This is a genomic window from Bacillus sp. FSL W8-0770, assembly GCF_038008705.1.
GTDB classification, from domain to species: Bacteria; Bacillota; Bacilli; order Bacillales; family Bacillaceae_G; genus Bacillus_A; species Bacillus_A cereus.
In genome coordinates this window covers 1238788-1258036 of record NZ_JBBOZR010000001.1, presented here as the reverse complement: position 1 = coordinate 1258036, position 19249 = coordinate 1238788, and the positions used below count along the sequence as shown (strand labels likewise).

Below are 19249 nucleotides of genomic sequence, written 5' to 3'. Positions count from 1 at the left end.
TATAAAGAACATGCCCTAAAAATTAGAACATGCCCCCCTCATCCTGTACATTCAGTTTAATAATAACCGTTGTTCCCTTATCTTTTTCACTTTCAATTTTCCACTGTCCACCATGTATATGAACAATTTGTTTCACAATAGCAAGGCCTAAACCTGTTCCACCATGTTGACGACTTCTCGCTTTATCAACTCTGTAAAAGCGTTCCCCAAGATTCTCCAAATGCTCTATATCAATGCCAATTCCTGTATCTTTTATTTTTAATTCACAGTAATCATCGATTTGCTCTAAAGTTATAACGATATTTCCTTTTTGATTTGTATATCGTATCGCATTATCTAACACATTATGAAGCACTTGTTGCATACGATCCTCATCAATCATGACAATGACCTCTGGATTTAAATTGGTTGAAATATGAATTTCCTTTTCTATAAACTTAATCTCATACGTATCTAATACGTCTTCAATCAGCTGTGAAAAAACGATAGGTTGCTTCTTTAACGGAAAGTGCTCACCTTCTAATTGTGCTAAGTCTAACAAGTCATGAACGAGACGCTGCATACGACCTGCTTCTTTATGAATTAGCTGAGTTACTTTTTCCTGCTGAGCTCCCTTTGCAACACCATCTAAAATAGCCTCGCTATACCCTTTTATATAACTAAGTGGTGTTCTAAGTTCATGCGAAACATTTGCTAAAAATTCCTTACGCTTTACATCTTCTGTTTCTAATGAATTTGCCATTTTATTAAATGCTTTTCCTAATCGTCCAATTTCATCCTCTGAAGAAACTGTAATCCGCTCCGAAAAATCTCCCGTAGCCAAATGATTTGCAACCCGCTCCATTTGCGAAAGTGGCTTCGTAATTGCAATTATAATTTTTCTTCCAACCCATATCGTAATTAAAATCATAGCAATTGCTAACGGTGCTAAAATAAGACCCATATCATAGATTAAATCTTTTATACTTTTTAAAGGAATATACGAATAGACAATTCCGACTAATTTTTTATTTTCCAATACAGGAATGACAACCCCCATAATATTACGGTCAAAATGTTCTTCATATCCTATTTTTGTCACAGTTTTCCCATCTAATAGCGTTTGCCTATCTCCTTCACTTATAAGAGAATGATGATGCACATCAAAAGGCAAACATGCGCTTAAATCACGCGGATTAGATACGAAAATAACGTCTGAACTAGATATTTGATCAAACGATCTTACTTTCTCTTCAAAAGTTGATATTCCTTCACGCTTATCATATTGAGCAGCAAGACTTTTCCCTTCCATTACTAACGAAGTTTTTAAATTATCAACGTATAACTTTTCATACGAGTATAAAGATACGAAATAAAGAAAGGACACTGTTACACATACTGCACATACTACTGTAAGCCAAAGTTTTTGTACCATCGTAAACATATGTTACACCTCAAATTTATAGCCTACACCCCAAACAGTTTGAATGTAGTTTCCACTTTCTCCAAGCTTCAAGCGCATCGTTTTCACGTGCGTATCTACTGTTCTTGTACTTCCGGCATAATCATATCCCCATACCTTTTCAAGTAATTGCTCCCGGCTAAATACTTGTCCTGTATGCTGACAAAGAAAATATAGTAAATCAAACTCTTTTACAGTAAGAGAAATCGACTCACCATTCGCCTCAATTCGTCTGCTTTTTTCATTGATAAGAATTGGTCCAAATTGAATCTCTTCTTGCTGTTCTTGCTTTGTATATCTTCTTAGTACAGCTTCCATACGGGCAACCAATTCACCAGGACTAAACGGTTTTACAATATAATCATCTGCTCCCATACGTAAGCCATTCACCCTATTCCACTCTTCACCTTTTGCGGTTAAAAATATAATCGGCACATCTGACGTTTTTCTAATTTCTTTACAAACTGAAAGTCCATCCATTTCTGGCATCATTATATCTAATACAACGAAATCATAATGATTCGTTTCTAGTTTTTTAAGAGCCTCTTTTCCATTTTCAGCTTCTCCCCACTCATATCCAAAGTTATCCAAATACATTCCAACAAGCTGCCTCATATCACTTTCATCATCTACAACTAGCACTCTATATTTATTCATTGTCCTTCCCTTCCCTCTCTATGAGTTGAAACGGTCCTTTTCCGACTTTAATTGTTTGTTTTATTTTCATACTCTTCATATCCATAACACACACTTCATCACTATCATAACTTGCTACATATCCTTCTGCTCCGCTTTTCAAAAATGCAAATGGATTTGAGCCTATTTCAACGGAAGCTACCTCTTTATACGTACTAGTATCAAATTTTCTCAGCATATTCGAACCGTGGCTTAATGCATATACGTACTTATTATCTTTCGTTATGTTCACAGGCATAAATGGAGCGTGTAAAGAACGTACCATTTCACCGCTCTGTAAAGAATACACTAATACTTTCTCATTCACTTGATTTCCATCACCATGCCCGCCAATCCATATTTCTTTCCCATCAGGACTAATCGTCGCTCCTGTTGATGCTGGCGGAATCATAAAGGATTGAACAACTTCTTTTTTCTTCGTATCAATTGTCGTTAGTTTCGTATCATAAAAGTTTAGTACAGATAACCGATTCTGATACTCTACCATCGTTATAGGCCCTTTTCCTGTTGAAACATTTCCTGTCTCTTTCCCATTTATCGTAAAGAACCTTACCTTTTGAACATTTTGATCAGCAGCAAATAATTGTTTTTTATCTGCTGATACGACCACATTTACAATGCCCTTTCCAGTTTTATATTTTCCCACTTGCCTTCCTTCCGCTAGTGAATATACATACATATATTCTAATTGCTTACCGTATACAAGTATTTCATCGCCATTTGGAAGCAGTGTGATTCCGGCCATTGGCTCATTTAGTTCCCATGTCGTAATTAACTTTTTATCTTTTTTATCAATAAAACTAATACTGCCTTCTTTTATATTCGTAGTTATAATAACATTTTTATCTTTAGCAATTGGTGTATATGAACTTCCTTGACACCCTACTAATAGAAATAAAAAACAGAGAAGAAAAACATACTTTCTCAAAAGATTCCCTCCATCTTCAGATGATTTCGTTATAATTGTAAAATAACAAATAAATGTGTGGAAAGTGTGAAATTCCCCTTTCTTACTCAATTTACATATATAATGTACAACAAATAGAATTTGAGGTGTGTCAATTATGCTATTTCCTGATTTAGCGAATAAAATTGTACGAGAAGTACGCAGACTAATTACAGAAAATATAATTATCATTAATATAGAAGGCGTTATTATCGCAAGTACAGATACAGAAAGAATTGGCCAATTTCATGAAGGTGCACTCCGCTGCGCTAAACAAAAGAAAACCGTCATCATTACAAAAGAAGATGAAAGGCGATTGCAAGGTGTAAAGGCTGGGATGAATCTTCCTCTATTATTTCATGATGAAGTAATTGGTGTCATTGGGATTACCGGAGAACCTGAAAATATTTCACGCTACGGAGAAATATTGCGTAAGATGACCGAATTATTAATTCATGAAAACTACTTTTTAGAGCAATTAGAACTTGAGCACCGTTCTTATGAAGCTTTTGTCTTTGATTGGCTTCAAAATACAGAGTGGTCCCCGAGTTTTCTTGATCGTGCCAAAACACTTGGCATTGATTTATATAAGAAAAAACAACTTGTTTTGTTTTCTATTGGCAAAAATGACACAATGCTCCAGCGTAAAATATGGCAACATGTACGAAATATTTTAACAAAAGAGCATCTATTTGTTCGCTGGGGAAATGATCGTTTTATTTTATTTACAGCGATGAGCTCCAAAGAACAAACTTATCAGTTTTTAAAACGGTTAAAACAAGACTGCGAAGCTTTATTTTCTATTCCTTTATATATCGGGATTGGGCAAACAGTTACCCCAAACAATATGAACATATGTTACGAACAAGCATTACGTGCTCTTTCTGTATCATTGGAAACGAAAAAAATTGTATTTAATGAAGATTTACGTTTAGAAATGTGTTTACAAGATATTTCTGCCGAAACGCGTGAACAATTTCTAGAGCGTACCATCGAAAGCTTACTATCATCTCCTGAGCTTATGCACACTTTACGCTTATTTATCGATTATAACCAATCTTATAAACAGACAGCTAAACAATTACATATACACATTAACACCTTACATTATAGGCTAAAAAAGATTGAAGAACATACAGGACTTGATCCAAAACAATTCAAAGACTTAAACGTTTTATACTTCGCACTCCTCCTATTAGATAATCATACAAAAAAGAACGATAAAACAGATTAATCTTTAGATGATTATACATAGAAAGAACCCCTCGACTTTTTTATCATTATAATGAAAGCACTGTTACCACGTTGTTTATTATAACTAAACACGTTAACAGTTTGAGGGGGATTTCCAATGTTAGAAAAACAAATTATTCATTCATTCGTATCTATTGTTGGCGAAGATAATGTAGATACATCCAATATGGGGCGTTTAACTTATAGTTATGATGCCACTCCAAACTTCCAAGCAATGCCTGATGCAGTCATTGCTCCTCGTAATACAAATGAAGTAGCTGAAGTGTTAAAAGTATGTAACACTCACAAAATTCCTGTGTATGTGCGCGGGTCTGGAACAAATCTTTGCGCAGGAACATGTCCACTTGAAGGCGGTATCGTCCTTATTTTCCGCCATATGAACAATATTTTAGAAATTGATGAAGAAAACTTAACAATTACTGTACAAGCTGGTGTCATTACACTTGATATTATTAAAGCGGTAGAAGAAAAAGGTTTATTTTATCCACCAGATCCAAGCTCGATGAAAATTTCTACAATCGGCGGTAATATTAATGAAAACTCAGGTGGATTACGCGGTTTGAAATATGGCGTAACACGCGATTATGTAATGGGGCTTGAACTTGTCTTACCAAATGGTGATATTATTCGCACTGGTGGTAAATTAGCAAAAGATGTAGCTGGTTACGATTTAACTCGTTTATTTATCGGTTCTGAAGGAACACTTGGCGTGGTAACAGAAGCCATATTAAAACTTGTTCCTATGCCTGAAACAAAGAAAACAATGCTTGCATTATATGAAGATATTAATGAAGCTGCACGTGCTGTTTCTTCTATTATTGCAAATAAAATCATTCCAGCAACACTGGAGTTTTTAGACCAACCGACAATTGAAGTAGTAGAAGAGTTTGCACAAATCGGTTTACCTACAGATGTAAAAGCAATTTTATTAATCGAACAAGACGGTCCACCCGAAGTAGTCAATCGAGATATTGAAAAAATGGCTAACGTTTGTCACTCTATGAATGCAGTTGATGTTCGCGTTGCAAAAGATGAGACGGAAGCAGATGCGCTTCGTACCGCTCGCCGTAGTGCCCTATCAGCGCTCGCACGATTAAAACCTACTACAATATTAGAAGATGCAACTGTACCACGTTCACAAATAGCTCCAATGGTTGAAGCTATTAATACCATTGCAAAAAAATATAATATTCCTATTTGTACGTTTGGACACGCTGGTGATGGTAACTTACATCCAACTTGTATGACAGACGCTCGTAATGCAGAAGAAATGCACCGAGCTGAACAAGCTTTTGCTGAAATATTTGCGAAAGCAATTGAACTTGGTGGCACAATTACTGGTGAACATGGTGTTGGTGCGATGAAAGCTCCATATTTAGAAATGAAATTAGGTAAGGAAGGTATTGCAGCTATGCAAGGAATAAAGCAAGCTTTCGATCCAAATAACATTATGAATCCTGGAAAAATGTTCGCGAAAGACACCCGAAAAAGAGTGGTGGTTGAGCGATGACGACATTGAATAAAGAAAATATTCAAAAAGAATTTAAAGAACGATTAAGTGAAGATGAATTACTAAACTGTATGCGATGCGGTTTTTGTTTACCTACTTGTCCTACCTACATTCAATCCGGATATAAAGAGTCACATTCACCGCGCGGACGTATCGCATTAATGAAAGCTGTCGTTGATGGTTTAATCGAACCAGATGAAGATGTTGAGAATACATTAAACGTTTGTCTTGGTTGCCGTGCTTGTGAGCCTGTTTGTCCATCTGGTGTAAATTATGGGCATTTATTAGAAGAAGCTCGTGATATTATTAATCAAAATAAAAAATTCTCGGTGCCAGTGAAAGCTGTTCGAAAAGTCGTTTTTGAAGGATTATTCCCCCATCAAAATCGAATGAGAACATTAACTGGACTAATCGGATTTTATCAACGTTCTGGTTTACAAACGCTAACACATAAAACAGGGATTATGAAGTTATTCCCCGAAACACTTGCAACGATGGATCTCGTTTTACCAAAAGTCCCTAAAATGAAAGCGATGAAAGATCGTCCTTCATTTTTACCTGCAGAAAGTACAAAGAAAAAACAAGTTGCATTCTTCACAGGCTGCTTAATGGATACGATGTTTTTAGAAACAAATAACGCAACGATGAAACTTCTTCAATTAGCTGGTTGTGATATCGTTATTCCGAAAACACAAAGTTGCTGCGGTGCATTGCATGGACATGCTGGTGAAAAGAGTGGAGCAAAAGAATTAGCAAAGCGCAATATAAAAGCATTCGAAGACTTAAACATCGACTATATTATTACGAATGCAGGTGGTTGCGGAGCTTACCTCGTAGACTATGATTATCTTTTAAAGGATGATCCGGATTGGGCTGAACGTGCTAAGCAGTTTGTTTCTAAGATTAAAGATATTACTGCTATACTAGTAGAACTAGACTTCCATAAGCGAACTGACTTACGACTCACGCCGCAAGTTATTACGTATCAAGACTCTTGTCATTTACGCAATGTTATGCGCACATCTTCTGAACCTCGTATGTTACTAGAGGCTATCCAAGGTGCAACATATCGAGAAATGAAAGATGCCGATCGTTGCTGTGGCTCTGCTGGTATTTACAATATTGTTCATTCAGAGTTATCAATGGAATTTCTAGATTACAAAATGGACCGTGTGCATGAAACAGAAGCAGCAACCATTGTTACTGCAAATCCAGGTTGTTTATTACAAATGAAATTGGGTATTGAGCGAGAAGGGCTTTCTCATAAGATAAGAGGAATTCACATTGTGGATTTATTATTAGAAGCAATTGAAACTAACTCGTAATAACTCGTAACATACGTAATAATAGGAAAACGGCTATCTCCTTCGTCTATGTAAAGAGATAGCCGCTTTTTTGTCTGCTACAACATTAAAAATATGTTACTTTATTATAAAAAAGAACAACAGAAACATTACAGTTTTGTAAAAATCAATCCATTATATTCCTCAAAAAATCGCTCAAACCATTGATACAATAGGATTCTTCATTTTCTATTTAGGTAACTTTATCCAAAAACCCCCTCTTAAAACCAAGTATAAAAACACTATAAATTCCTTTTATACTCTATATTTCTCTTATTTTTGCTCCCTCCTTCTCTTAGGATAAATTAGGTAATTTTAAAGTCTATGAATTTTTTTCCATCTTTTTTCTCGCAAATTGTATGCTACGATGAATTTGTCAGTCAGACAGGCTGTCAAAAACAAATCGTGTGAAAACAAATTAAAACTTTATATAGGGGGACACACATCATGAAAAAGCGTGTTTTATTATCTGTAGCTGCTGCAACAGCTCTTACTTTAGGAGTATCTTCTCTAGATGCACAAGCTGCAACAGTACAACCATCTAACTTAAAGGTTCAAAATATTCAGCATTCAAAAGTGATGATGAAACAAATGAGCCAACAAGAATTACAAGCATTCTTACAATCTATGGGAGTTGAATCATTAGCACAATGGCAACAAGGAAACTTCCAACCAAACTGCTTCATTCCTGGTCAACAACCTACTGAAAATGTTGTAACTGAGCAACCAACAGCTAAGCCAGAAACTCAAAAGCCAGTTGAACAAAAACCAGCCGAGCAAAAGCCTGCTGAAGAAGTTCAAAAACCAGAAGCTCAAAAACCTGCTGAAAACAACAATACTCAAAAACCTGCTGAACAAAAACCAGCTGAGCAAAAGCCTGCTGAAGAAGCAAAATCTTTAAGCGAGTTCGAACAACGTGTTGTTGAATTAACAAACGCTGAGCGTGCAAAACAAGGCTTACCAGCACTAAAAATCGATACTGAATTAAGTAAAGTAGCACGTATTAAGTCTGAAGATATGCAAAAAAACAACTACTTTGATCATAACAGTCCTACATACGGATCTCCGTTTGATATGATGAAGAAATTTGGTATTTCTTATACATCTGCAGGTGAAAACATCGCTCAAGGCCAACGTACACCTGAAGAAGTAGTACAAGCTTGGATGAACAGCGCTGGACACCGTGCAAACATCTTAAATAACGGCTTCACTCACATCGGTGTTGGCTATGTAGAAAGCGGCAACTACTGGACACAACAATTTATTACGAAATAAATAGATTAAAAGAGTCTTCTCATGAGAAGACTCTTTTTTAAGTTTCATAGCTTTCTATTATGTATGAATAGAAAATATATAACATAAACAACATAGATCCACAGCTTATTACACTAAGCAATACATAAAATCCCCACTCTAAGTTCAAAAACAATGAAAACAATATGCCACATGCCATCACTTGAAAAATTCGTCTACTTACTAAACGAATTTTTTGTAATTTAATTGGATCTTTTTCTTTGCCTTTTATTTTCTTAAATTCTTTACTCAGCATAAAAAGAAACATACTAATCCCAATCGTTAATCCTGTTTGAAAGGATATCAAATCCCCAAAATTAATAAAGAGGATAAGCATATGAATAAACAACATAAATAACGTAATTTTCTTTATAAATCCGCCTATAATACCATGCTCTCTTTCATTAAACTTAAATATATTATGTGAAATAATATACAAAAATCCATATGAAAAAATAATAAAACAAGGAATAAATGCTACAACAACTTGTTTACTCATAAACTCGTTTGGCTCACCATTTACATTCCAATGTACTGCCATACGATTTGGTAAATAGGGATAGAGAAATAGAGTAAGTAAAAGACAAGCGAAAAATATTCCAAGTACATACTTATATTTGATCAAGTGATTCTCACCTCTCTTTTCTCTTAACGGCTTCGCTTCTTTTAGAGAAATCCCTGCAAAAATCTACTTTTTTCAAGTTAAAACTTATACTTTACGCATTTTCTTTTTGAAATTCTTTTATTTTTTTATTTAAATTTGTAGGAAACGGCACATCAACTTCAATTGCTTCTTTCGTAATTGGATGCAAGAAATTTATCTTCATCGCATGCAATGCTTGACTGGACATATATTTTGTTTGTCCACCATATAATACATCCCCAACTAGTGGATTACCATTATGACTCATATGAACACGAATTTGATGTGTTCTACCCGTTTCTAATTGTAACGTTACGAAAGTCGTGTTTTGCTTCCTAAAATACTTTTCTACTTTATAATATGTGATAGCTTGGTCACCTTTTGGAGAAATACGACGCCTTGTAGCATGATGGCGATCCCTTCCGATAGCAGCATCAATCTTTCCTTGTTTCTTCTTTACTTTCCCTTCAACGAGCGCTGCGTACGTTCTTTTAATTTTTCTTTCCATTAATAGACGATCCATAATTGCACCAGCAATTCTATGCTTAGCAAACACGACACCACCTGTCGTATCTTTATCTAAACGATGAATATGACGCACCTTCGTCTCTAAACCTTGCATTTGAAAATGAAAAGCAACAAGATTTGCAAGCGTCCCGGTTCCACCTTTTTCAGCAGGGTGTGTGTCCATTTGCTCTGGTTTATTTACGATAAGTACGTGATCATCTTCGTATACTACATGTAATTCACCATATTCTGGATCTACACCGTACTCTTCCTCCGCAAACATATGGACTTGTAACTTATCGTTCTCTTTTAAAAGCTCATTCCATCTTCTTTGTTCCCCGTTAACCGTAACACCTTTTTCCATACGAAGCTGATGTAATAGCTTTTTCGGTATTTCCCATTCTACTTTTAATACCGATTCAATACTTATACCATTCCATTTAGCTGGAACGATAATTTCACACCATTCGCCCTTTTTCTTTGTTTCCATACTGTTTATCACCTTATTTCTATTGATTCTCTCATTGTAACGGAAAACACACTTTGATGCACTGTCAAAAATAGAGGACAGTCTTATAATAGACTGCCCCTCAAGCTCTAAGTCTTTTCATTTCTAACAATACTTCTTCAGCTTTTTGTTCATACGATAAATCCTTAAAGAAATCCGCCAACCTTTTATAATCATTGTAAGCATCTAATAAATCGTCCATCTTTTCTATTTTCATCACTTGTTGTTTTTGTTTCATTTTTACTGGATAGCGATAACCTGATACTTCTTGTATTTTGTAATACTCATCCTCTACTTGAACGACCTTTACAAGTTCTTCCTCTTCTGCATCCATCGTATACCCGTCAAATTCTCTAAGTAGTTCATAAATGATATGAGTCCATTCATCTTTTGGATAAAATCCTTTTTCTAACCGATAACCGACAATGCGATACATATGCCCATCGTTCTCAGCAAACTGTACTGTATCATTTAACTTAAACTTAAAATAACGAAACATTGCCTTCACCTACTTATTATGTAATGTTCTTATCACATACTATTTGCAAAATGTAGGCTTTGCTATTCATAAAAAATGCTCATCATATTGATGAGCATTTTTTACGATGCTTTTTCTCGTTTTTTTGGAAATGGTAACCACCAGTTCCAGTCTCCAAATAACTTCATTAAGCTTGGTACGAGCATAAGACGAATAATTGTTGCATCAAGAAATATTGCTAATGCAACGCCAAGACCCATCTGCTTTACTGGTAAAATATCAGTAAATGCGAATGCACCAGTTACAACAATCATTATTAAAGCAGCTGATGTAATGATTCTACTTGTTGAAACGAGCCCTTCTAACGTTGCTTGATCGTTATCTCCTGTTTCTTCATAGAGCTCATGAATACGTGAAATAAGAAATACTTCATAATCCATACTAAGCCCAAATACGAGGCCAAAAATGAAGATTGGTAAGACAAACAGAACCGGACTTGCTTCTAAACCGAAATGACCACCTTCAAATAACCAAACAACAATTCCAATGGTTGCACTTAAACTAAGTATATTCATAACAATTGCCTTAATTGGAATGAGTATAGATCGGAATGCAAATAATAATATAACAAAGGTCGATCCAAATATAACAGACATACCAATTACAACTTTATCTTTAATTTCATCTTCTAATTCTTGTTGAAACGTCGTCATTCCGCCTAGATAATACGTAACATCCGTTTCTTTATAGTTCTTTTTAAAGTCACGTACCCACTGTTTTGCAGTCTCTGTACGTGGTTTTGTTTTCAAAAAGATTTCTATCGTCGTCTTATTCCCTTGCGTGTATGCTTCAAATACAGGAGTTAGTTTCGCTGATTCTGGCGACTGCAATATTCCAACAACTTGATTTGCTTTCATTCCAGTTAACCCGTCGTATAAACTTCTTACTTCATGTACTTTCTTATCATCTTTTAACTTTCGAACGACTTCTTCTATCTTTTGTAGACTTTCTTTTTCTTTCATATCTTTTTTCGTCTCTACAACTAACGTAACATCAGCGTGTGTTTTGAAAGTTTCATTAAATGCTTCTTCATACTTTTCATATGCAATCCTTGTATCACTCTTTTCAGGTAAAGCTTCAACACCAGGGAACTGCAAATTCGCTGTACGTAATGGTAATAAGCAAATAACAATAAATGTTGTAACAACAATAATCATTGCAATTGGATGTTTCATGACAAATTGTGCAAATTTACGCCATGCTTTTGCCGGCGTATGTGCTACTTGATTCTTTTTTAATATTCTTTTACCTATTAACGATAATAGTGCTGGAAGAAGTGTGAGTGAGAATAAAATGCTCATAATGACAACAATCATTCCGCTAATAGCGACAGATTGAATATAATCTATCTTAAAGAAAAACAAACCGGATAACCCAACAAATACGCATAATCCTGAAAATACAATCGCACGTCCTGCCGTTTGATATGTAATTGCTATCGCTTCTTTTACCGTTCGTTTAGCAACTTCCTCTCGAAAACGGTTCACAAATAATAGCGCAAAATCAATAGATAATGCAAGTCCAATCATCGGCGCAACGTTTAACACGAAAATAGATAGTTCTTTATCAACACCGATGAAATACAATATCCCCATCGTACTAATAACACTAAGCGCCCCATTCAAAATCGGTAAAATTGATGCCAAAAGACTACCAAACGAAAATAGTAATACAAGAAACGCAATTGGTAATCCAATCATTTCTGCTACTTTTAAATCATTTTGCGTTCTTTCATTAATCTCTTGATTAATTTTCGGAAATCCTGTAGGTGTTACTTTTAATGCTACATTACTTTCTTTCTCAATCTCATCAGCAAATTGTAATGTCTTTTCCATTCTTTCTTTATTTGTTTTCCCGGAAAATAAAATTGTCGCATAACCGATGTCATCTTGTAGCATTTCTTTATTTTGGATTGGGTGATGGAAAGATTCATAGCTCTCTTTCTCTTGAACATTCTTTACAATTTCATCTATTCGCTTTTTAAATTCCTCATGCGAAGCATCTTTATTTTTCTCAAAAACGAGCAGTAGTGTATCTTGAGACTTCTTAAAATCTTGATCTAAAATTTCTTTTGTTTTTTGATAGTCGCCTTCCGTTTGGAAACCGTCACCACCTAATACTCCCGGTAACTTTGGAGCAAAAATCCCAAGTGCGATTGCGAGCAACAGTAACGCTACAATTACTGTATAACGAAACTGATACAAAAAAGCTCCTAACTTCCCCCACTTATCAACTTTATGTACATTTGTCTTCACACATTTTCACCTACTTTAAATAATTCAATTGTCACTTATACTGTATCACATCTTGATATAAACAAAAAACGTCTGGAAAAACTATAATAATAGTTTTTCCAGACGTTTTTCTATCTCTCTTTATTAAACCCTAATCTCTCAGTAAGTAAACGATGGTAGTAAATCGCGATAATTAACAAAATACCACCTACGCAGTAACCAGCTAAAATATCAGTTGGGTAATGTACATTTAAAATGACTCTACTTAATCCAATCGATAGAATTACTATACCCATCAAAATCGTTGTGACACATTTCCCAGCTACGCTTTTCAAATTAGCAGCAATGATATAAGTAAGAAATCCAAATGTCATAATCGATAGCATTGCATGTCCACTAGGAAAACTATATCCAAGTGCATCTAGCGCTTCATTTAATGACGGACGTTCTCTCTTTACAATCTCTTTTATCCCTTTATTCACAAGATGTGTTATTAAAATTCCCATTGGATATACAATCATCGCAGCATAATAACGCTTCTTCCAAAAAACAAGCAAGCTTATGACGAGCGTAGCGACTATCCCAATTGCTGATCCCAATTTTGTAAAGTACGAGAAAAATATAAGAGAACTTTCCGTTTGTAGCCCTCTTACTAATCCACGGACATATGTATCCATCACTGTAACGCCACCTGCATGTACGCGCCAAGCAACAATACCAAATACAGCAAATAACAAACCGATACACATTACCTCATACTGATGTAACTTCTTATTCAAACGATTTCCTCCTACTATGAAAAAATGCGATTTCTACTTTAGAAACCGCATTTCCTTACTTATTTACCTTTTGTTTTTAGCTCTGTCCAGTAACGATCATAGTCTTTTAACTTATCGTCTACATCAACAAGCCATTCTGTACGATCTAACTCTTCTTTCGTTAAGAAAATCATGTGATTATCACGGTATTCTTTACTATGAAGAGGATGAGCTTTTTCATTTGGATTACTGTAACCAATTGACTCGTAGTTTTTCACACTTACTTTTTCATCTAGTAAGTAGTTCATAAATTTCTCAGCAAGCTCTTTATGTTTTGCACCTTTTGGAATTGCTAACGTATCAGCCCAAATTGTGCCGCCTTCTTTCGGTACAACATATTCTACATCTTTATTATCTTTTGCGATAAATGCTGCATCTCCAGACCAAACTGTTCCGATCCAAGCATCTTCTGTAATGAATTTTTGTTTAATGTTATCTGTATCAAATGCTAATAAGTTTGGAAGCAGCTTCTTTAAATCATCTGCTGCTGTCTTTAATTGTGCATCGTCTTTCGTACTGTTTGAGAACCCGTGCTTCTTAAGACCCACTCCTAATACCTCACGAGAATCGTTCAGTAACGTTACATGTCCTTTATATTTCTCATTCCATAAGTCCGCCCAGCTTGTAGGTGCTTCTTTCACATACTTTTTATTGTATGCAATCCCTGTTACACCCCAAGTGTACACTAAAGAATATTTATTCTCTGGATCAAACGCAGGTGTTTTGAAATTAGAAACCATATTTTCGATATTCGGGATATTCTTTTTATCTAACGGCGCTAATAAGTCCATTTTCGCCATTGTTTTAACCATGTAATCCGACGGCTGGATTAAGTCATACTTTGCGCCACCAGCTTGTAATTTCGCAAGCATTTCTTCATTACTTGCGTACTTGTCATAGTTAATTTTCACATTATATTTCTTTTCAAAATCTTTTAGCACTTGCTCATCAAAATTGTCAGCCCAGCTATAAATATTTAATTCTTCTTTCTTTTCACCACAACCAGCAAGCACACCAGCAACAAGGCTAAAACTAATTGCTGCGCCAGCTATTCTTTTCATTAATTTCATCGGTTTATTACCCCCTTGTACTTTCTATATCGTTCGTATTATAAAGGAAGGTGTCCTCCAGAGTTTTCTTCACCATCTGCACCTTTGTTCCGGAAGATTTCAGATAGAACCATTAATCCTACGATAGCAACAATTAAAATTGTAGAAAGAGCATTAATTTCTGGTGATACTCCGCGCTTAACCATACTGTAAATATATAATGGCAATGTTGTTGATCCTGGTCCTGATACGAAGAAACTAATTACAAAATCATCAATTGATAATGTGAATGTTAATAATGCTGCCGAAATAACTCCCGGTGCAATTGCTGGGAACGTTACATAACGAAACGTTTGCCAAGGCGTTGCTCCTAGATCATTTGCAGCTTCTTCTAAGTCACGTCCCATACTTGAAAGACGCGCAGCTAAAATAACAACAACAAACGAAATACTAAATGTAATATGTGCAATAATAATCGTTGTTTGTCCAAGTTCCATTCCTAACTGGCTGAAAAGAATTAGTAAAGATAATCCCATTAAAATATCAGGAATTAAAATTGGTAAATATACAAGGCCATTAATAGCCCCTTCGAAACGATATTTATAACGATGTAAAGCAATTGCAAAGAATACACCAAGTACCGTTGTCACAATCGTTGTTATAACTGCAATCGTAATACTATTTACAAATGCATCAATAACATCTTGTTTTTGAAATAAATCTGTATACCAATGGAATGTAAAACCTTCCCACTCCGCATTAATGCGAGAGTCGTTGAAAGAATAGACCATTAAAACCATCATTGGAAAATACAAGAATAACAAAATTAACCAAGAATAAGAAACTAAAAACTTCTTCATCTTTGCCTATTCCCCTCCGTTCTCATTATATTTATATACTTTCGTTGCACGATAATATAAGTAAATTAACAGAACAGAGAATAGAACAACGATAATCGATAACGCAGATCCAAATGGCCAGTCACGTGCACCTAAGAATTGATTTTGAATAACGTTTCCGATTAATGCTACTTTCGATCCGCCCATCACGTCTGATACAACAAACATTCCGATAGAAGAAACGAATACTAAAATAGAACCAGTCGCAATTCCTGACATAGTCATCGGCACTGTTATATTCCAAAATGCCTTTATTGGTGTTGCTCCTAAATCATAAGCCGCTTCTAGCTTACGCTTATCCAGCTGCTCAATTGCTGCATACACTGGTAAAATCATAAATGGTAATAAAGAATAGACCATTCCGAGTATTACAGAAGGAGTATTATATAATAAATTTAACGGTTCACTAATAATGCCAAGCTTTAATAACAACGTATTCACAAGACCTTGTGAACGTAAAATAACAATCCATGCGTATGAACGAACAAGAAAGTTAATCCAAAACGGGATCGTTGCCAATAATAAAAGAATAGAGCGGTATTTGCGGTCAACAATTGTAATTGTATACGCAAACGGATAACCAATTAATAAACATATTACTGTTGTAATAACTGCGATCTTAACAGTTTCCCATAACGTTCCTAAGTACAAAGGATCAAACACACGGGATATATTCTCCAGCGTAAATTGCATTTCTACTGTCCCGTAAGCTCCGCGCTGCATGAAGGCGAATCCTAATACGAATACGAGCGGGATTAGGAAGAAAATTAACAGCCACGCGACTGTAGGTAGTGCGAGTAATTTCCCTTTTTTCAATTTAAGGTCACCTCGTCCTCTTGCTCCCAGCCTACATATACATTATCTCCAATGCTCCACTGCGCTGCCTCTTCAGCAGTTTGATATGCCATTAGTAATTCTGATGTTTTCTCATCACGTACATAAAGCTTCTCCATATTTCCGACAAACTCGATATCTTCAATATGTCCAAGATGGTATTCTTTTAAAATTGACTCTTCAACCGAACGTACTTTTACATTTTCAGGGCGAATTGCTACATAGCCTTCCCCGTTTTTCACAATATTATTTTCACCGATGAATGTCGCAACGAACAATGTTTTCGGCTTATTATAAATTTCTTTCGGTGTTCCGATTTGTTCGATATGTCCTTTATTCATAACTACAATACGATCGCTCATGCTCATTGCTTCTTCTTGATCGTGCGTTACGTATATGAACGTAATTCCTAAATTACGTTGTAAGTTTTTCAATTCACGTTGCAAGTCTTTTCGTAACTTAAAGTCAAGCGCTCCAAGTGGCTCATCTAATAGTAATACACGCGGATTATTTACAATCGCTCTTGCAATTGCAACACGCTGCTGTTGTCCACCAGAAAGCTTCGCAGGTTTACGATTACGGAACTCAAGTAACTGCGTTAAACGCATTGCCTCTTCAGCACGCTCTTTCTGCTCTGCTGCTGATACTTTCTGCATTTTCATACCAAAACAAATATTCTTCTCTACTGTCATATGTGGGAATAGTGCGTAATGTTGGAACACTAGGTTCATATGACGCTTATATGGCGGCAAATCGTTAATTCTTTCAGCATCTAATAAAAGATTCCCTTTAGTTGGAGTTTCAAATCCTGCGATCATACGAAGTAAAGTCGTTTTCCCGCAGCCACTCGGTCCTAAAATTGTTAAAAACTCTCCCTCTTTAATATCTAAAGAAAGAGGTGGGATAATCACTTGATTTCCAAAATGTTTTTCAACTGCTTCAACTTTAATAATCTTTTTCATTTTCCCGTCCTATCTACCTTAAATTTTTAATTTTTATATTCATGAATAAATATTTATGTTCTATAGACTATTTTTTGTTTCGATCCAAACAAAAATGATTATTTAACAAGCGTTCGTTTCTATTCTTTATGTAGTATGTTGGATTCATTTTCGCATGATACATAACGTCGAACAGAAAAACCCCTTCCATTGCGAAGGGGCTATTATCATACGGCTACGCCTACTGATAAACACCATCATCATTTTAACAACTTTCGTATGAATTTTAAAGCACTTTTTGTAGAAGAGTAACGAATTTTCATGTCGAATGCTGTAGATTGGGCTAAAATGCTTTTATAATGTGAAAAAGTCCGAAAACTTTCTTTCCCATGATACCCCCCTAATCCACTACTTCCAACACCCCCAAAAGGTAAATATGGCGTGGCAAGATGATAGACAACATCATTAATACAGCCTCCACCATATGAAATATTACTCGTCACTTTCTTTTGTACTTCTTTATCTTCAGAAAATACATATAACGCTAGCGGCTTCGGATGTTGCTGGATTGTGCCAATTACATCTTCTATGTTGTCGTACTCTATGATTGGTAAAATCGGACCAAAAATTTCATCTTCCATAACAGTATCTTTCCATGTAATATCCGCTAGTACTGTCGGTTCAATATGTAATGTATCTTTCTTATAGTTTCCACCAATTACGACTTGACCATCTTGTAAGAATCCACATAATCGTTCAAAATGACGCTCACTTACAATACGCACATAATTTTCATTTCGCAAAGGTTCTTTACTATACTGCTCTGTAATTTCATGTCGCAGTGCCTCAATTAGCTTTTCTTTCACGGAAGAATGCACATACATATAATCAGGCGCTACACACGTCTGCCCTGCATTTAAAAACTTACCCCAAACAATTCTTCTTGCTGTCATCTCTATCTTTGCATCTTTATGTACAATACAAGGACTTTTCCCGCCAAGTTCTAAAGTGAGCGGTGTCAACTGTTTCGCTGCTGCTTCCATTACAACTTTTCCAACTCCAACACTACCAGTAAAGAAAATATAATCAAACGGTTCCCTCAGCAAAGATGTACTCTCTTCAACGCCACCTTCTACTACCGCTACAAGCTCTTCTGGGAATAATTCATCTAACATTCTCTTAAGCACTTTTGAAACGCTTGGCGTTAACTCTGACGGCTTTAAAACGATTGTATTTCCAGCTGCCAGTGCTCCTACAAGTGGTGCAATTGCTAATTGAAAAGGATAGTTCCACGGTGCAATAATAAGCGTCACACCATACGGTTCTGGCACTACTTTTCCTTTTGATCCAAAATGAGTGAGTGCTGTTCGAACTCGTTTCGGTTTACTCCACGATGACATATGTTTCAATTGAAAGGAAATTTCTTTTAATACATATCCAACTTCCGTTGTAAACGACTCGTGAACTGACTTATTTAAATCTAATTTCAATGCCTGAAATATTTCTTCTTCAAAACGCTGAATGCCTTCATAAAGCTTCTTCAAATTATTCTTTCTCATTTCGATGCTTCTCGTATGCCCTTTTAAAAAATATTCCTTTTGCCTACTTACAATAGAGGAAATACTCATTCACTCACCTTCTCCCACTATTTTTATCCAATTCTTTCATTATTTATATAGACTTCATATATAACAAATTTCTATTCTTAAGGTTACATTATATATGACTTTTTCAGCTATATAAAATTCATTGCTCACAAAAAAACTACCGAAAGAAAATCTCTCGGTAGTTTTAC

General features: G+C 35.5%; 17 protein-coding genes. 4 read left to right on the top strand and 13 right to left on the bottom strand.

The window, feature by feature from the left end; genetic code table 11:
* Positions 1-22 precede the first annotated feature (22 nt).
* The 3 genes from NST27_RS06555 to NST27_RS06545 are packed head-to-tail and all read right to left on the bottom strand — an operon-like array spanning position 23 to position 3065.
* Positions 23-1423 (bottom strand): sensor histidine kinase, encoded by a 1401-nt coding sequence (locus NST27_RS06555; RefSeq protein ID WP_000494818.1) that lies wholly within the window; start codon positions 1421-1423, stop codon positions 23-25.
* Positions 1424-1426: 3 nt separating this feature from the next.
* Positions 1427-2098 carry a response regulator transcription factor gene (locus tag NST27_RS06550; RefSeq protein ID WP_001046405.1) on the bottom strand — a complete coding sequence of 224 codons (672 nt, stop codon included), beginning with the start codon at positions 2096-2098 and terminating at the stop codon, positions 1427-1429.
* On the bottom strand, positions 2091-3065 hold the full coding sequence (locus NST27_RS06545; RefSeq protein ID WP_047385769.1) for a YncE family protein: 975 nt from the start codon (positions 3063-3065) through the stop codon (positions 2091-2093). Before NST27_RS06545 ends, NST27_RS06550 begins: the two co-directional genes overlap by 8 nt.
* Positions 3066-3192: 127 nt before the next feature.
* Here NST27_RS06545 and NST27_RS06540 point away from each other — a divergent pair, with 127 nt between their 5' ends.
* The 4 genes from NST27_RS06540 (at position 3193) to NST27_RS06525 (ending at position 8465) form a co-directional block, all read left to right on the top strand.
* Complete coding sequence (locus tag NST27_RS06540; RefSeq protein ID WP_001999325.1) at positions 3193-4317, top strand: CdaR family transcriptional regulator; 1125 nt, start codon at positions 3193-3195, stop codon at positions 4315-4317.
* A 117-nt stretch (positions 4318-4434) separates the two neighbouring features.
* A complete protein-coding gene (glcD, locus tag NST27_RS06535; protein WP_000890754.1) occupies positions 4435-5847 on the top strand; it encodes a glycolate oxidase subunit GlcD in 1413 nt (470 codons plus the stop codon).
* Positions 5844-7172 (top strand): (Fe-S)-binding protein, encoded by a 1329-nt coding sequence (locus tag NST27_RS06530; RefSeq protein ID WP_000209648.1) that lies wholly within the window; start codon positions 5844-5846, stop codon positions 7170-7172. The genes glcD and NST27_RS06530 overlap by 4 nt, the downstream gene beginning before the upstream one ends.
* A 465-nt stretch (positions 7173-7637) precedes the next feature.
* Complete coding sequence (locus NST27_RS06525) at positions 7638-8465, top strand: CAP domain-containing protein (protein ID WP_000747588.1); 828 nt, start codon at positions 7638-7640, stop codon at positions 8463-8465.
* A gap of 37 nt (positions 8466-8502) precedes the next feature.
* Here the strand turns inward: NST27_RS06525 and NST27_RS06520 are convergent, their stop codons facing one another.
* The 10 genes from NST27_RS06520 to NST27_RS06475 form a co-directional block, all read right to left on the bottom strand.
* Positions 8503-9108 carry a DUF1648 domain-containing protein gene (locus NST27_RS06520; protein WP_000598995.1) on the bottom strand — a complete coding sequence of 202 codons (606 nt, stop codon included), beginning with the start codon at positions 9106-9108 and terminating at the stop codon, positions 8503-8505.
* 91 nt (positions 9109-9199) lie between these two features.
* The gene (locus tag NST27_RS06515; RefSeq protein WP_000448323.1) at positions 9200-10123 is read right to left on the bottom strand and encodes an RluA family pseudouridine synthase; all 924 of its coding nucleotides are present in this window, start codon (positions 10121-10123) and stop codon (positions 9200-9202) included.
* 100 nt (positions 10124-10223) lie between these two features.
* Positions 10224-10640, bottom strand: coding sequence for a hypothetical protein (locus NST27_RS06510; RefSeq protein ID WP_000490301.1), 417 nt, complete (start codon positions 10638-10640; stop codon positions 10224-10226).
* 101 nt (positions 10641-10741) lie between these two features.
* Positions 10742-12934 carry an MMPL family transporter gene (locus NST27_RS06505; protein WP_047385767.1) on the bottom strand — a complete coding sequence of 731 codons (2193 nt, stop codon included), beginning with the start codon at positions 12932-12934 and terminating at the stop codon, positions 10742-10744.
* A gap of 110 nt (positions 12935-13044) precedes the next feature.
* Positions 13045-13692, bottom strand: coding sequence for a phosphatase PAP2 family protein (locus tag NST27_RS06500; protein WP_001035520.1), 648 nt, complete (start codon positions 13690-13692; stop codon positions 13045-13047).
* A 59-nt stretch (positions 13693-13751) separates the two neighbouring features.
* Positions 13752-14801: a spermidine/putrescine ABC transporter substrate-binding protein PotD gene (potD, locus tag NST27_RS06495; RefSeq protein ID WP_000772485.1), complete on the bottom strand. Its 1050-nt coding sequence runs from the start codon at positions 14799-14801 to the stop codon at positions 13752-13754.
* 38 nt (positions 14802-14839) lie between these two features.
* Positions 14840-15640 (bottom strand): spermidine/putrescine ABC transporter permease PotC, encoded by an 801-nt coding sequence (gene potC, locus NST27_RS06490; RefSeq protein WP_000714192.1) that lies wholly within the window; start codon positions 15638-15640, stop codon positions 14840-14842.
* Between the two features lie 6 nt (positions 15641-15646).
* Entirely contained in the window at positions 15647-16495 is an 849-nt protein-coding gene (gene potB / locus NST27_RS06485) for a spermidine/putrescine ABC transporter permease PotB (protein WP_000715500.1), read from the bottom strand.
* Complete coding sequence (gene potA / locus NST27_RS06480) at positions 16492-17475, bottom strand: spermidine/putrescine ABC transporter ATP-binding protein PotA (RefSeq protein ID WP_000720318.1); 984 nt, start codon at positions 17473-17475, stop codon at positions 16492-16494. Before potA ends, potB begins: the two co-directional genes overlap by 4 nt.
* Positions 17476-17714: 239 nt before the next feature.
* Positions 17715-19082: an aldehyde dehydrogenase gene (locus NST27_RS06475; protein ID WP_000028383.1), complete on the bottom strand. Its 1368-nt coding sequence runs from the start codon at positions 19080-19082 to the stop codon at positions 17715-17717.
* Positions 19083-19249 lie beyond the last annotated feature (167 nt).